This window comes from Streptomyces sp. 1222.5 (genome assembly GCF_900105245.1).
Classification (GTDB): Bacteria; Actinomycetota; Actinomycetes; order Streptomycetales; family Streptomycetaceae; genus Streptomyces; species Streptomyces albidocamelliae.
This window is the reverse complement of record NZ_FNSZ01000001.1, coordinates 8070204-8084538: the sequence shown is the minus strand read 5'-3', so window position 1 is coordinate 8084538 and position 14335 is coordinate 8070204. Positions and strand designations below refer to the sequence as shown.

The window sequence follows — 14335 nt, the reverse complement described above, 5'->3', positions numbered from 1 at the left end:
GGTCAGAGAGTCCGGCCCGCCGCCTCGTGCAGCACGAGCAGGGCGATGTCGTCGGTGCGCTGGGCACGGGAACCCGCCTGGCCCACCACGCCGTCGATGAGGGCGTCCAGGTCCCGGTGGTCGGCGTGGGCCAGATGGTGTGCGAGAGCGGCGATCGAGTCGTCGAGGTCGACGTCCGGCCGCTCGATGAGGCCGTCGGTGTAGAAGGTGAGCATCAGCCCCGGGGTGAGCGGGATCTCCGTCACCGGGTAGACGGCCTCGGGGTCCACGCCCAGGAGCGGTCCGGGCAGAACGTCGAGCGGGCCGGTGTCGTCTGCGGACCGGCGCACGATCGGCGGCGGGTGTCCGGCGCTGGCCAGGGTGACCCGGCGGCCGGCGAGGTCGAGGTGGGCGTACAGGCAGCTCGTGAACAGGTCGGAGCCGAGATCGCCGAGGAGCCGGTTGGTTCCGGCGAGCACCTGATCCGGTGCGGTGCCGAGGGCGGAGTGGGCGTGGACGGCGGTGCGCACCTGCCCCATGAGAGCGGCGGCCGCGGTGTCGTGGCCCTGGACGTCGCCGATGACGGCGGCGACGGCCGTGTCCCCGAGCGGGATGAGGTCGTAGAAGTCGCCGCCGATGTCCATGCCCCGGGTGGCGGGCAGATAGCGGGCGGCGACCCGCAGTCCCGGGATCGCGGGCAGGGCGCGCGGGAGCAGCGCCTGCTGGAGGCCGTGGGCGAGCTCGTGTTTCGTGTCGTACAGGCGGGCCCGGTCGAGGGCGTGGGCGATGAGGCCGGCGAGCGAGGTCATGACGGCGCGGTCCTCGGCCGGGAACTCGTGGGGCCGGTCGTAGGACAGGATGCAGCAGCCGACGGGACGGCCGGAGACGACGAGGGGCAGGAAGGCCCAGGCCTGCTTCCGGCTGATCTTCGAGGCTTCGGGGTAGGCCCGCCGCATCTCCTCCGGGGTGGAGAAGAACGCCGGGACGCCGGTGCCGATGGCCCGGCCGGCTGGGGTGAACCCGGTGTCGACGGGCAGGCCGTCGAGACGCTCGATGGTGCGGGGGTCGTAGCCGCGGTAGCCGATGATCCGCAGGCGGCCGGCGTCGGCCGTCGACAGCACGAGCGCCTGGGCACCGAACGCGGGCATGATCTGGTCGGCGACGAGGTCGACGACGTCCTGGACCCCGACGACCTCGGTCAGCGCGGCGGCCAGGTGCGTGAGCTGGTAGAGCCGCCCCGCGCGGGCCGGGGTGACACTCCGGCCCCAGTGGCGGGGTGCCGGGGTGGGCGGGGTGTCCGCACCGCTGGGGACGATCCGGATGCTGATGCCGCTGGCGTCGGGGAAGAGGTGGAAGTACAGCCAGCCGTCCGGTGGGCGGCACGCCGTGAAGACGACGGGCCGGCGGCTGATCACGGCGGCGCGGTAGCGGTCCTCGCAGGCGGGGTCGTCGAGCCAGCGCAGGGAGTTCCACGGCAGAGTGCCCAGCAGGTCGCCGGCCTCCTTGCCCAGCAACTCGCAGGCGCCGGAGCTGAGGTAGGTGAAGCGCCCTTCGAGATCCAGGGCGCAGCTGCCGCCGGGCAGCCGTTCGACGAAGTCCGCGGCGGCCAGCTCCGGGCTCGCCGACCGGTACCCCGAGCCAGCGGGGAGCACGCGCGGCCGGTCGCCGGGGGTCGCGAGGGACCCGTCCTCGACGGCTTCCTCCAACAGCCTGGCCAGCCGGCCGCAGCTGGACGCGATGTTCCCGCGCTCCCGCTGGGTCATGTACGCCGGACGCGTGGCCGGCCACATGAGCAGCAGCACGCCCCAGCGACGCACGCCGGTCACCGGTGCGGCGGCCAGCACCAGCGGGTACGGCAGCGCCACGGCGGTGCGCGGATAGGCGCGGGCCAGCTCCTCCTGGCTGCCCAGCCACACCATCCGCTCCTCACGTACCGCCGCGGCCACCGGCGCCGGAGCGGTCACCGGGATCCTCGTCCACGGCGCGGCGAACTCGGCCGGGGCTCCGCACAGGACGTCGAGCATCAGTTGCTGCCCGTCGGGGGCCAGCAGGTAGAGGGCACCGATGGAGGCACCCGTGCGGCGCACCGTCTCGGCGAACGCCGCGTCCCGCGCCTGCGCGCTCCTGGGCGAATCGACCGATCCGGTCACGCCGCACCTCCAGCCCGTGGGGACGGCTCACGGCGATGTCATACGACTCGTCTTCCCGCTACGCGCGGAACGACCTTAACCGCACGCGCCGGACGTCGCTCGTACGGGGACGCTACGCCCCTGCACCGTGCTCGGCACGCGGTCCCGCACGGACGGTCCGGGGCCCCGGGCACCGCCCGCGGCCGGTCCGGAAAGGACCGGGAAGCCCCCGACCGGCGACGGACGACGGCGGACCCCGCCGGCCGTCGTCCGCCGCCGGAGTCGCCCGCGCACCCGGGGAGAGGGAGAATCCGGCATGACCACACCGAGCACCGCCCAGCCTCCGCGCAGCACTCCTCAAGGGCTCCGCTGGGAGCCCAGCGCACGATGGGTCCGCGGCCGGAAGGGCGACGTCACGGTCGTCGACAGCCGTCGTCCCGTCCTCGTGTGGGAGCCGGACATCCCCGTGCCGCTGTACGCCTTCCCGCGCGACGAGGTCCGCACGGACCTGCTGCGCCCGGCGGGGAGCCCGCGCACCGGCGCCCACACCGGCTCGACGGTCTTCTACGACCTCCTGATCGGCGGCGAGCTGCTGGAGAACGCGGCCTGGACGTTCCCGGCGGCCGACCTGGCCGGGCACATCGCCTTCGAGTGGTTCCGGCGTACCGGCAGGGGGCTCGACCACTGGTACGAGGAGGAAGAGGAGATCTTCGTGCACCCGCGGGATCCGTACAAGCGCGTGGACGCCCTGCCGAGCAGCCGGCACGTGCGGATCGAGATCGGCGGCACCGTCGTGGCCGACACCGGCCGTCCGGTCCTCCTGTTCGAGACGGGGCTGCCCACCCGCTACTACATCCCGCGAGAGGACGTCCGCCTGGACCTGTTCGAGCCCACCGAGCACCGGACGGGCTGCCCCTACAAGGGCACCGCCGCGTACTGGTCCTGGCGCGGCGAGGGGGACGTCCCCGCCGACATCGTGTGGAGCTACGCCGAGCCCCTGCCGGCGGCCGGCGCCGTCAGGGGGTTGCTCGCGTTCTACAACGAGGCGGTCGACATCACCGTGGACGGCGAGCTCCTCGATCGTCCGGTCACGCCCTTCACGCCCACGTCGTCCTCCGGAACGGGGCGCTGACGACGCACGGGGAACGGCCCCGGCCGGCGGCGAGCCGGCCGGGGCCGTGCGTGTGCGTGGCCGTCAGGGGAGCCGTGTCAGCCCTGGCGGGCCTTGAGACGGGGGTTCTTCTTGTTGACCACGAAGACCACGCCACGGCGGCGTACCACCTGGGCGCCGGGCTGGGACTTCAGGGAGCGCAGGGACTTGCGCACCTTCATGGCTGGGCCTCCTCGTGCTGGGTGGTTACGGCGTGATCAGCCGCGTAGCGCCGCCTGGCGGCCGTATCGCCGCTCGAAGCGCTCGACGCGGCCGGCGCTGTCCACGACCCGCGCCTTGCCGGTGTAGACGGGGTGGCCGGCCGACGAGATCTCCACGTCGATCAGCGGGTAGGTGTTTCCGTCCCGCCACTCGATCGTCTTCGACGCGGTCGCGGTGGAGCGGGTCAGGAACAGGGCGTCGGCGGCGCGGTCGCGGAAGACGACCGGCCGGGACTCGGGGTGGATGCCGGGCCTCATGGGTGTTGCCTCCTGGTGGCCGCCGCCCGGTGGGCGGCGGCGTGGGTCAGCGTTCCTCGCGGAAGGGGACGTGCTTGCCGGCGACCGGGTCGAACTTGCGCAGGACGAGCCGGTCGGGGTGGCTCTGACGGTTCTTGCGGGTCACGTACGTGACGCCGGTCCCGGCCGTCGACTTGAGCCTGACTACGGGACGCAGAGTGCTGCGGGCCATGGGGTTCTCCCTTCATCCGGACCCTGGATTGACCGGGTCATGTCACACATACCCGGAACACCACACCTTGCCGTGTCATTCCCGGTGGGTCCCGGCCCCGCGAGGTCCACCGGCCACAACCGGAAGGGGCCTGCACCTATTCCCGGCCTCTCCGGGCGAGCGCGGAGGCGCGCTCGCGCCCTTCCCTCGGCGCGGGCCGTGGTGGAGACTCCGCTCAGCCGGGGGCCGCACCGCACCTCCGGCCACCGTGCGCTCCCCCACCCCCACGTTCGAGGGCTGCCCTTATGCCGATCGCATCTGCCGGCCTCCGCCTGGCCTGTACAGCCGCGGGTCTCCTGCTCGTCGCCGCCACCGCCACCACGGCGGGCGCCGCCCCGTCACCACCCGCCCGCGCCGCGCACACCGCCGCGGCGTCGGACCCCGGCACCTGGTCGGCGCCCCTGTCGACCCGGGGCCGCTACATCGTCGACAGCCGGGGCGACCGCTTCCGGCTGAGGGCGGCCAACTGGGACGGCGCACAAGGGTCCTGGACCGGCAGTGGCAGCGTCTTGGACCCCGCCAACCACCACGCGGGCCAGGACTCCCACGGCATACCCCTCGGTCTCGACCGTGTCCCTCTGCCGCAACTGATGGCCGACTTCCACGAGTTGGGCATCAACACCGTCCGCCTGCCGTTCTCCAACGAGATGATCCACAGCACCACGCCCGTCCCCGACGCCGCCGTGGCCGCCAACCCCCGACTCCGCGGCAGGACACCGCTGGAGGTCTACGACGCCGTGGTCGAGGCGCTCGACCGGAGCGGGTTCGCCGTGATCCTCAACAACCACACCAACACCTCACGCTGGTGCTGCGGTGTCGACGGCAACGAACGGTGGAACAGCGGCCAGTCCACGCAGACGTGGGCCGACGACTGGGTCTACATGGCCCGGCGCTACGCCGGCGTGCCCCGCGTCGTCGGCGCCGATCTCTACAACGAGGTCCGGCGCGACGTGCTGGACGACCCGAACTGGGGCATGGGCGACGCCCACGACTGGTACGCCGCGGCCCAGTGGGCCGGCGACCGCATCCTCACCGAGGCCGACCCCAGGCTGCTCATCGTCGTCGAAGGCATCAACTGGACCGGCATCCCCGTGGACGGACTCCCCCACGGCAGGCCCGTCCTCTCGCCCGCCCGCACCCTGTCCCACACCCTCGTCGACGCCCACAAGCTGGTCTACTCGGCCCATTTCTACGGCTACACCGGTCCCCACCACAGCGGCGCCACCGGCATCGGCGAGACCCACGACGCCCGCTACCAGGACCTGAACCGCGACCAGCTGTACGCGACCCTGGAGGACGAGGCGTTCTTCGTCGAGGAGACCGGCCGGCACTACACCGCGCCCGTCTGGATCAGCGAGTTCGGCATCGGCTCCGGTGAGACGAACCAGGCCGCCCGCACCTGGTTCACGAACATCACCGACTACTTCGCCGACCACGACACCGACTTCGCCTACTGGCCGCTGGTGGGGCACGCGGGACACGACGACTGGGCGCTGCTGCGCTACGACGACGCCGGACACCGCTCCGGCGTCCTCGACGCGGACGACTGGCGCGGTGCGGCCTGGCGGCGCCTCGGGGAGACCGCGGGCAGGACCGGCCCCGTGGCCCCCGTGCCCGTGTGGCGGATGCTCGCCGTCGATCACGGTGACGCGGCGGAGTCCCTGCGCGTCCGCGCCACGGGCGACTGGGACCCGGGGGCGTACAAGGCCGCCTGCCCGGACGGACTGCGGCTCATCGGCCTCAGCCACACCCGTGGCCGTGGCCTGTGCACCGACAGCGGCGCGGACGACCTCCGCTCCTCCACCGGCGGCCAGACGGTCGTCACCGACGAACGCCACGTCCCCTCCGGCGGCGACTGGGCCTCCGGGTACACCAAGCTCCAGTGCCCCGCGGGCGGCTTCCTCGCCGGCTACAGCGTGCGCGGCGAGCGCGTGTCGGCGGCGCTGTGCGTGCCCGGCCGCGCTCCCCTGGCGGGTGCGGGACGCACCGTGTGGTTCGACCGGTCGGACAACCGGCCCGCCGACGCCGCGGGCGGCGACTTCGCCCAGGGCGACTACAAGGGGCAGTGCGCCGCCGACGAGTACGCCGCCGGCATCGCCTTCACCACGAGGTTCGGCAGCAGGCCGGGCCCCGACGCACTGCTGTGCCGCCGACTGCCCTGACCCGGCGGTGACCGGCCCGGGGCCGCGCCGTCGCCGTCACGCCGGCCGGTCCTGGCCGGGCAGCCGGTCACCGGCCCCGCGTACGAGCAGCAGCAGGGCGTCGACCAGGTCGTCGGCGGGGCTGCCCGTGGCCAGCCGCCGCAGCTGCAGGCCCATCACCAGGGCGACCGTGGTGGCCGCCAGGCGTTCCGCGTCCGGGACGCCGAGCGCGGTGAGGATCCGGGTGGCGAGGCGGTCGTAGGCGTGGAACGCCTCGGCCGCCGCCTCCCGGAGCCGCTCGTCGCGCCCCGAGTGGATGTACAGCTCGAAGGGGGCGAGATGGGCGCTGTCGAACACCGTGCCGCAGGCGACCTGGCCGGCCAGGGAGGCGGCGTCCTCGATGGCGATGCCCTCCGTCTGGCACTGGTCGGCCAACTCGGTGAAGTGCCGCGCCTCTTCGCGCACGAAGTGCAGCAGGCTCTCCCGCAGCAGGTCGTGCTGGGTCTCGAAGTGGTAGGTGACCGAACCCAGTGACACTCCGGCTTCCTTGGCGATCCGCCGGTTGGTGACCGCCGCGACTCCGTCCTCACCGATGATCCGCAGCACGGCTTGGATGATGCGCTGGCGCGTCGGGGCGGCGAGGGCGGCGTTCTGCATGCCGCTCATTGTTCCATCAGCGCCCGGCCGCCCCGACGGACCGGTGGACAGCTCCGCCCGCCCTGCATATTGTTCGTTCGAACGAACAGACATGGAGGATGGCCGTGCACATTGCCGGGGCAACAGTTCTGCTCACCGGAGTCACCGGGGGCATCGGAAGCGCACTCGCCGCCGGGCTGTCGGACCGCGGCGCGCGTCTGATACTCACCGGGCGCCGCAAGGAGGCTCTCGAACCCCTCGCCGGCCGGTACGGCGCGCGCACGGTCCTGGCCGACCTGGCCGACCCCGACGACGTGCGGCGCCTCGCCGAGGAGGCGGCCGGCACGGACATACTCGTCGCCAACGCGGCCCTCCCGTCCAGCGGCGACGTGCTGGACTACACCCCGGAGCAGATCGACCGGGCGTTCGCGGTGAACCTGCGGGCCCCCGCGATCCTCGCCCGGCTGCTGGCGCCCGGGATGGTCGCCGCCGGGCGCGGGCACATCTGCTTCGTCGGATCGCTGTCGGGTATGGCCGCCACCAAGTCGTCGACCATGTACAACGCCTCGAAGTTCGGACTCCGCGGCTTCTCGCTGGCCTTCCGCCAGGATCTGCACGGCACGGGGGTCGGCGTCTCGATCGTGCAGCCGGGATTCGTGCGCGACCTGGGGATGTTCGCGAAGACGGGCTCACCGACGCCGGGCGGCGTCCGCACCGTGTCGCCGGACCGGGTGGTCAGGGGCGTGGCACGGGCGATCGAACGGGACGTCGCCGAACTCAACGTGGCGCCCCTGGAGTTGCGGTTCCTCACGAAGGTCGCGTCGCAGTTCCCCGGATTCGCGGAGCGTGTGCAGCGGCTCGCCGGTGCGGACCGGACCGTGGACACGATCGTGGCCGCCCAGCGAGCGAGCCGCTGACGGCCGATGCCGACGGCTGACAAGGCCGGGTCACACCACGATGAGCGCCTTGCTGTAGACCGTGGAGCTGCGCCGCACCGTCATGCCGATCCCCTCGTAGAGCGCGAGCGCGCCGGTGTCGGTGTGGGTCCACAGCGTGCAGGACCGCTTCCCCCGGTCGTGGAAAGTGCGGAACGCCTCGTGCAACAGCGCGCGGGCGATCCCCCGGCCGCGTTGGTCCCGCCGTACCGCGACCCGCTCGACGTATCCGTCGACGCTGCCGGGATCGTCCTCGGACAGCACGACGCCGACCAGCTCGCCGTCCGCGAAGGCCAGCGGTGAGGCGGCCGGTGCGAACGTCGCGCGTTCGACGGTGAGCCGGGCCCACTCGGGATAGCTCTTGCGCCGCTGCTGCCATTCGTCGAACGCGTCCTCCGTGACCTGGTACGCCGCCTGTTCGTCACCGGGCCGGAAGGGCCGCAGCGCGATTCCCGACGGTGGCCCGGGCACCGCCGCACCGGCGGGCAGGCCGATCTCCAGCAGCCACTCGGTGACGAGCGGGAAGTAGCCGCCGGCCCGCAGCAGCGCGCTCGCCCCGGGGTCGCTGTCCGGGACCGACTGGGACAGGCGGTCGTTCCCCAGGGACCGGGCGCGTACCTCCGCCCAGTCGAGCAGCGCGCCGCCGAGACCCAGCCCCCGGTGCCCGGGGTGGACGTCGACCCGGGCCCGGCGCCCCTTCACCCAGCCCCAGCCGGCCGGTTCGCCGCCGGCGTCGTGTACGAGCACCGCCTCGGAGGCCGGATCCGTGTCCGGCACACCGAGGTCGGCGGCGATGCGGTCGAAGTCGGTCACCGCGCGGCCGTGCAGGTCCCGCTCGCAGGCGGTGACCAGGCGGTGGACGGTGTGCGCGTCGGCCGGGCCCGCCGACCGGACCCGATAACCGCATGGCAGCCGCTCCTGGAGATCAGACATGAGGTGAACCCTCCGTCATCACGGCCGCCCTGTCGACCATGCCGGGGTGCGTCAGCGCTGGGCGGCCGCCGTCACCGCGGCGAGGTCCTCGCCGGTGAGCCGGGCGATCCGGTGCGGTGTGACACCGGCGGCCAGAGCCCGTGCGAGCAGTTCGTCGCGGCCGTCGGCGCAGTCCCGGTAGGCGAGCAGATCGTTCTCCACGGCGGCGACCGTCTCCGGGGCCCTCCGGTGGCGCAGCCGGCTCAGTTCCTCGTCGCTCAGCGGAACGGGCAGCCGCTCCGCGTCGACGGGAATGTCGTCCGTGTCCTCGGGGCCCACCACCCGCAGGCGCGGGGAGGTGGCCGGCGCACCCTGGGCGTGCAGCCAGGCCCGCACCGAGGCCGTCTCCATGCACGACAGTTCGCTCACCGCGGGCACCGGGACGCCCAGCGGCGAGTCAGGGTCCTCCACGAGGAACAGGTAGGCGTCATCGGTCATCAGCGACTCCTCGTCACAGCTCGTCGGCGCGTCGCCGCGGCACAACTCGTCGGTCCGTCGCCGTCCCGCATACCCCGTCCGTGCCCGGGTACGGCCCACCGGTGCCACCGGTCGGGGCGCACCGGCCCGTCGCGCCGTCAGCGGACCACCGGCACCGCTCCGGGAGCGGCCTGGAGCGTGGCGTGTCCGCCGTGGCCGCAGTGCACGATCCGGTCGCCCAGACCGATCCTGTCCGCCTCGCTCAGGAACGCGGACAGCGGCGAGCGCATCACCGTGTAGTCGTGGTAGTGCACGGGCAGGATGCTGCGGGGCGCGAGGCGCCGGGCGAGTTCCGCGCCCTGCGCACCGTCCATGGTCACCACGAAGCCGCCGGGCAGCCGGGTTCCGCCCAGGTGCAGGACGGCCAGGTCGGCGGCGGGAAAGCGCTCGGTGATCTCGTCGAGGCCGTCGTACACGAGCGTGTCGCCCGAGAGGTACAGCCGCAGCCGGGGCGGGCCCGCGACGGGGCCGAACTCCAGCATGCTGCCCATCACCGGTGGCAGCAGAGCCCGCAGCACCGGGTGGCCGGCGTGCCGGCCGGGCAGTGCCGTGACCCGGACCTGTGTCCCGCCCCGCGTGAGGGTGAGCGCCTGCCAGGTCCGAAGTCCCGCCGTGCGGCCGAAGCCCTGGACCACCTTCAGCCGGCGTGCGGCATGGGGTGTGGTCAGCACCGGGACGTCGTGGTCCAGGTGCCGGCGGGCCTGCCGGTCCCAGTGGTCACCGTGCAAGTGGGAGAGCACGATCCCGTCGAGGCCGGGCAGTTCGTGCGGTCCGGTGGCGGGTTCGGTCAGACGCCGGCTCACCAGGCCGTGACCGAGATAGGCGTACTGGCCCCGGTGCAAAAAGTTCGGGTCGGTCAGCAGGGTCAGCGGGCCGTAGCGCAGCAGGACGGTCGCGTTGCCGATGAAGTGGAGGTCGACCGCGTCGCCGGCGGGGTCGGCGTGGTTCCCGGACATGGTCGGCCGCCCTTCGCCCGAGGCTCGGGCACCGGCGCCGCCGCACGGGCCGGTGCGCTCTTCGCCGGACGGGGTACCCCTCGGCGGGCGGTGCCACGCGAGCCGTGGCACCGCGTCGCGGTGTGCGGGGCCGACAGGACGGAGGGCCGGTTCGTGTTCGAGGGTTTCGAGGCCGGATGGGTACGGACGGACGGCGCGTCGATCTTCGTGCGCCACGGCGGCGAGGGTCCGCCGGTGGTGCTGCTGCACGGACATCCGCGGACGTCGGCGACCTGGCACCGGGTCGCCCCACTCCTCGTCCGCCGCGGCTTCACCGTCGTCTGTCCCGACCTGCGGGGCTACGGCAGGTCGCGGGGCCCGGAGCCGACGCCCGACCACGCGGGGTACGCCAAACGCGCCGTCGCCGGCGATGTCGTCGCCGTGCTGCGCGAGCTCGGCCACGACCGGTTCGCGCTCGCCGGCCACGACCGCGGGGGCCCGGTGGCGCTCCGGCTGGCGCTGGACCATCCCGGCGCGGTGTCCCGGGTGGCCCTGATCGACTGCCTGCCGCTGAGCGAGCACCTCTCCCGGATCACGGCGGAGTTCGCCACACGGTGGTGGCACTGGTTCTTCTTCGCCCAGCCGGACGTCCCCGAGCGCGTCATCAACGCCGATCCGGACAGCTGGTACCGCGGCGATCCGCAGACCATGGGGCGGGAGAACCACGCCGAGTGGCGGCGGGCCGTCCGCGACCCTCGGGTCGTCCGGGCCATGCTGGAGGACTACCGGGCCGGCCTGACGATCGACCGGCGGCACGAGGAGGCGGACCGGGCCGCCGGGGCGCGGATCCGGTGCCCGGCCCTGGTCCTGTGGTCCGAGCGGGACGACCTGGAGGAGCTGTACGGCGACCCGGTCGCCGTCTGGCGGCGCTGGGCCGTCGACGTCCGCGGCCATGGCATCGACTCCGGGCACCACGTGGCCGAACAGGCCCCCGGGGAACTCGCGTCCGCGCTGGGCGACTTCTTCGCGGAAGCCGGGTGAGGGCGCCCGGGCCCGTCGGCATATGGCCGAGGATGCTGCGGCGGTGGGGGCGGGGAACTGGTAATTCCTCTTGAGGACGGCCGACTTCGACAAAGAAGAGGGGCAGGGCGACCAGCGTGAGCGGAACCGTGGTGGAGAGCACGCCGACGAGTCTGCGGTCACCGGGGATCGTGCTGGGGGTGGGGCTCGGGGGCTTCGCGGACGGGATCCTCCTGCATCAGCTTCTCCAGTGGCACCACATGCTCACCAGCACCAATCACGACCGCATCGGGGTGCGGTACTACGACCCGCACACCGTCTCCGGTCTGCGGATGAACACCGTCTGGGACGGTGTCTTCCACACCGTGTGCTGGATCGCCGTGCTCACCGGCCTCGCGATCCTGTACTCCCGGGTGACGGCCGGACGGCGCCAGGTGTGGACCTCACGGGTGCTGTGGGGCTGGATCCTGGTCGGCTGGGGCGTCTTCAACCTGGTCGAAGGCGTCCTCGACCACCAGATCCTGGGCATCCACCACGTCCGCGGCGGACCCCACCAGTTGTGGTGGGACCTCGGCTTCCTCGCCCTCGGGGCGCTGCTCGTCGCGGGCGGCCGGCTGCTCGCCCGCGGCGGCCGGCCCGTCGGACCGGTGGCCGGCGGTACCGGACGGGCCGCCTGATGCATCCGGACACCCCGCACATGCACCACCCCACGGGCGGTGGCCCGCTGGAGTCGCTGCTGCCCGCCCTGGTCCTGCTGCTCTGGGCCGCCGGCTATCTGCACCTGGCCCGGCTCGCGCGGCTGCGGAACCCGGTGCGGGGCTGGAGCCGCCGGCGTACCGCCTGCTTCCTCTCCGGGCTGTTCCTGCTGGCCGTCGCGCTGCTGCCGCCCGTGGCGCCCTGGGCGCACGGCGACTTCCGCGGGCACATGGCGCAGCATCTGCTCGTCGGGATGTACGCCCCGCCGGCCCTGGTACTGGGGGCTCCGGTCACCCTGCTGCTGCGGGTGCTGCCGGCACCCCGAGCGCGCCGGCTGACCGGCGTCCTGCACGGCCGCCCGGCCCGGTTCCTCGCCCACCCGGCCGTCGGCCTGGTGCTGTCGACGGGCAGTCTCGCGGTCCTGTACTTCACGCCGCTCTACAACGCCGCCATGGACCGTCCGGCCGGCCACTGGCTGCTGCACCTCCATTTCCTGCTGTCGGGCTGCCTGTTCACCCATGCCGTCGCCGGGCCCGACCCGGCTCCGGGCCGTCCGGGCGTCCGGACCCGGCTCGTCCTCCTCGGCTGCGCCATCGCCGTGCACTCGGTCGTCGCGCAGCTGATGTACGGCGGCTTCTGGGCCGACGTCCACGCTCCGGTGCCCGAGGTCCAGGGCGGTGCGGAGATCATGTACTACGGAGGTGACGTCGCCGAGCTCCTCCTCGCCGCGGCCCTGGTCACCACCTGGCGCCCCGCGCCCCGCGCTCGCCCGGCAGCCGGGCCGCGGGCCTCCCGCGACCCGGCACGGGCCTGAGGCCGCGTGCCGGTCAGCCGTCCACGGTGGCCTCCCCGCGTTCCCGGTCGGATCCGGGCCACACGTACGGCAGATCGTCCGGCACGCCGGGGAATTCGTCGGCGTAGACGTCGCGGTCCTTGCGGACGAGCGCGGACTGGTGGCTGCGGTGGAAGCCCTCGTCGCCGAGCCAGGGCGGCAGCTCACCCGCGGCCGCCAGGTCGTCCTGCCCGCGCACGGGCGAGCCCGGGCGGCAGTGGGCGAACCCGGCGACCAGCGAGGCGGCACAGCTGTCCTGGTGGCCCTGCTCCCGCCACACCCGGCAGACCTCCAGGCCGTACCGGACCAGCGCCTCCTCGTACCCGCTCCACATGCGCACGGCCGGGTGTCTGCGCCAGCCGTGTCCCGGCACGGTCAGTCCGCGCAGGACCTGGAGGGCCTCGACCCGCTGTTTGCCCAGGCGGCGGCGGTCCAGGAGCAGTGCGGAGCGCCGGAAGTCGGGATCGGGCAGGAACGTCTGCATGGTGGCCGTCCTACCTGGGTGTCGTGAGGTTCACCGCCGGCGCAGGGCGGAGGGCTTGTGCACGGCGGTGTTGCCGGACTTGTCGCTGCGCACCTCGTACTGCGGCTCCTCGGGGGAGGCGTCGACCTCGCGTCCGGCGGCCTCGGTGCGCTTGGTGATCTTGCGCTCGACCTCTCCTTCGGCGGTCGAACCGTGGCTGTTCCAGGCCACCTTGTCGCCCTTGCGGAACCTGTCGTCCGACGTGCGCTGTGACTTCCTGGCCATGGTGTCTTCCTTCCTTGCCCGATGTCTCCCCGGCCCCGGACGGGGCAGGGGGGTCAGGTGGCGCGTCCCGTCGCCGCGCGGTCGGCCTCGCCCCCGGCACCGAGCAGCCCGGTGGGGACGAGCGGTTCCCCGGCTCCCAGCCGGGCCAGTTCACGGCGGGACAGGCGCAGCACCAGTGGAGGCAGCACAGCCCGTACCGGTTGCACCAGACGCAGCCACGGCGGCGCGTACACGGCGGTGCGCCGGCGTTCCAGCCCGCGTACGAGGCGACCGACGACGGTCTCGGCGCTGTACACGCGCCGGGCGGGGGGCGGCATGTGGGCGCGGAGTTCACGCAGTGCGGCCTGCCGGTCGCCGTCGCGCACCATGTCGGTGTCGGTCCAGTTGACGTAGGCGATGCCCACGCCGACACCCCGGTGGGCGACCTCGGCCCGCAGCGCGTGCGCGAAGGCCTCCACGCCGGCCTTGGAGGCGCAGTAGGCGCTCATCAGGGGGGCGGCGCCGAGAGAGGCGAGGGAGGCGACCTGGAGGTAGTAGCCCGCGGTGGCGTACAGGTCGGGCAGGAACGCCCGCGCCGTCTGCGCGCTGCCGGTGAGGTTGACGTCGATCACCCGCCGCCAGTCGGCGGGGTCGGTCGCGTCGAAGGGGCCCGCCTCCGCGATGCCCGCGTTGGCGATCACCGCCGACGGCGGCCCGAGCCGGGCGCGCACCTCGCGCGCGGCCGCCTCCAGCGCGGGCAGGTCGGTCACGTCGGCGCCGAGTGCCAGGGCGGGCGCGGGAAGGCTCGTGGCGACCTCCTCCAGCAGGTCCTTCTCGTGGCCGAGGAGTGCCGTTCTCGCTCCCCGCGCGGCCAGCTCGCGGGCGAGCGCGGCACCGATGCCGCGTGCGGCACCGGTCACCACGACCGTCCGGTTCTTCAGGGGGCTGCTGCGCACGGGAGGGCCTTTCTGTCCTGC

17 protein-coding genes are annotated in these 14335 nt (G+C 73.6%); 6 read left to right on the top strand and 11 right to left on the bottom strand.

The features are described from left to right. Window positions 1-2 precede the first annotated feature (2 nt). Window positions 3-2129 (bottom strand): SpoIIE family protein phosphatase, encoded by a 2127-nt coding sequence (locus BLW57_RS36640; RefSeq protein ID WP_256339691.1) that lies wholly within the window; start codon window positions 2127-2129, stop codon window positions 3-5. A 295-nt stretch (window positions 2130-2424) separates the two neighbouring features. Here BLW57_RS36640 and BLW57_RS36635 point away from each other — a divergent pair, with 295 nt between their 5' ends. After that, on the top strand, window positions 2425-3240 hold the full coding sequence (locus BLW57_RS36635; protein ID WP_093479990.1) for a DUF427 domain-containing protein: 816 nt from the start codon (window positions 2425-2427) through the stop codon (window positions 3238-3240). 77 nt (window positions 3241-3317) lie between these two features. Here the strand turns inward: BLW57_RS36635 and ykgO are convergent, their stop codons facing one another. The 3 genes from ykgO to rpmG are packed head-to-tail and all read right to left on the bottom strand — an operon-like array spanning window position 3318 to window position 3948. Beyond that, complete coding sequence (gene ykgO / locus BLW57_RS36630; RefSeq protein ID WP_073895679.1) at window positions 3318-3440, bottom strand: type B 50S ribosomal protein L36; 123 nt, start codon at window positions 3438-3440, stop codon at window positions 3318-3320. A gap of 36 nt (window positions 3441-3476) precedes the next feature. After that, window positions 3477-3737 (bottom strand): type B 50S ribosomal protein L31, encoded by a 261-nt coding sequence (locus tag BLW57_RS36625; RefSeq protein ID WP_093479989.1) that lies wholly within the window; start codon window positions 3735-3737, stop codon window positions 3477-3479. A gap of 46 nt (window positions 3738-3783) precedes the next feature. Further along, the gene (gene rpmG, locus BLW57_RS36620) at window positions 3784-3948 is read right to left on the bottom strand and encodes a 50S ribosomal protein L33 (RefSeq protein ID WP_093479988.1); all 165 of its coding nucleotides are present in this window, start codon (window positions 3946-3948) and stop codon (window positions 3784-3786) included. A 284-nt stretch (window positions 3949-4232) separates the two neighbouring features. Here rpmG and BLW57_RS36615 point away from each other — a divergent pair, with 284 nt between their 5' ends. After that, window positions 4233-6149, top strand: coding sequence for a glycoside hydrolase family 5 protein (locus BLW57_RS36615; RefSeq protein WP_093479987.1), 1917 nt, complete (start codon window positions 4233-4235; stop codon window positions 6147-6149). A 36-nt stretch (window positions 6150-6185) separates the two neighbouring features. Here BLW57_RS36615 and BLW57_RS36610 read toward each other — a convergent pair whose 3' ends face one another. Then, on the bottom strand, window positions 6186-6785 hold the full coding sequence (locus tag BLW57_RS36610; protein WP_073895670.1) for a TetR/AcrR family transcriptional regulator: 600 nt from the start codon (window positions 6783-6785) through the stop codon (window positions 6186-6188). 104 nt (window positions 6786-6889) lie between these two features. Between BLW57_RS36610 and BLW57_RS36605 the strand changes: the two genes are divergently transcribed. Next, on the top strand, window positions 6890-7681 hold the full coding sequence (locus BLW57_RS36605; protein WP_093481081.1) for an SDR family NAD(P)-dependent oxidoreductase: 792 nt from the start codon (window positions 6890-6892) through the stop codon (window positions 7679-7681). A gap of 30 nt (window positions 7682-7711) precedes the next feature. Here the strand turns inward: BLW57_RS36605 and BLW57_RS36600 are convergent, their stop codons facing one another. The 3 genes from BLW57_RS36600 to BLW57_RS36590 all read right to left on the bottom strand — a co-directional run bounded on the left by BLW57_RS36600 (window position 7712) and on the right by BLW57_RS36590 (window position 10104). Continuing rightward, window positions 7712-8632, bottom strand: coding sequence for a GNAT family N-acetyltransferase (locus tag BLW57_RS36600; protein WP_093479986.1), 921 nt, complete (start codon window positions 8630-8632; stop codon window positions 7712-7714). Between the two features lie 51 nt (window positions 8633-8683). After that, window positions 8684-9109, bottom strand: coding sequence for a DUF6003 family protein (locus BLW57_RS36595; protein WP_093479985.1), 426 nt, complete (start codon window positions 9107-9109; stop codon window positions 8684-8686). Window positions 9110-9246: 137 nt separating this feature from the next. Then, window positions 9247-10104, bottom strand: a complete 858-nt coding sequence (locus BLW57_RS36590; RefSeq protein WP_093479984.1) for an MBL fold metallo-hydrolase — start codon at window positions 10102-10104, stop codon at window positions 9247-9249. A 153-nt stretch (window positions 10105-10257) separates the two neighbouring features. On the opposite strand from BLW57_RS36590, the gene BLW57_RS36585 reads away from it, so the two are divergent. From BLW57_RS36585 to BLW57_RS36575, 3 genes are all read left to right on the top strand, one after another. Continuing rightward, the gene (locus BLW57_RS36585) at window positions 10258-11124 is read left to right on the top strand and encodes an alpha/beta fold hydrolase (RefSeq protein WP_093479983.1); all 867 of its coding nucleotides are present in this window, start codon (window positions 10258-10260) and stop codon (window positions 11122-11124) included. Between the two features lie 116 nt (window positions 11125-11240). Continuing rightward, window positions 11241-11780 (top strand): DUF2243 domain-containing protein, encoded by a 540-nt coding sequence (locus BLW57_RS36580; RefSeq protein WP_093479982.1) that lies wholly within the window; start codon window positions 11241-11243, stop codon window positions 11778-11780. A gap of 20 nt (window positions 11781-11800) precedes the next feature. After that, a complete protein-coding gene (locus tag BLW57_RS36575; protein ID WP_256339689.1) occupies window positions 11801-12613 on the top strand; it encodes a cytochrome c oxidase assembly protein in 813 nt (270 codons plus the stop codon). A 13-nt stretch (window positions 12614-12626) separates the two neighbouring features. Here the strand turns inward: BLW57_RS36575 and BLW57_RS36570 are convergent, their stop codons facing one another. The 3 genes from BLW57_RS36570 to BLW57_RS36560 are packed head-to-tail and all read right to left on the bottom strand — an operon-like array spanning window position 12627 to window position 14314. Continuing rightward, entirely contained in the window at window positions 12627-13115 is a 489-nt protein-coding gene (locus BLW57_RS36570; RefSeq protein WP_093479980.1) for an MSMEG_6728 family protein, read from the bottom strand. A gap of 30 nt (window positions 13116-13145) precedes the next feature. Next, window positions 13146-13379: a hypervirulence associated TUDOR domain-containing protein gene (locus tag BLW57_RS36565; RefSeq protein WP_093479979.1), complete on the bottom strand. Its 234-nt coding sequence runs from the start codon at window positions 13377-13379 to the stop codon at window positions 13146-13148. 53 nt (window positions 13380-13432) lie between these two features. Continuing rightward, the gene (locus tag BLW57_RS36560) at window positions 13433-14314 is read right to left on the bottom strand and encodes an SDR family oxidoreductase (protein WP_093479978.1); all 882 of its coding nucleotides are present in this window, start codon (window positions 14312-14314) and stop codon (window positions 13433-13435) included. Window positions 14315-14335: the final 21 nt, after the last annotated feature.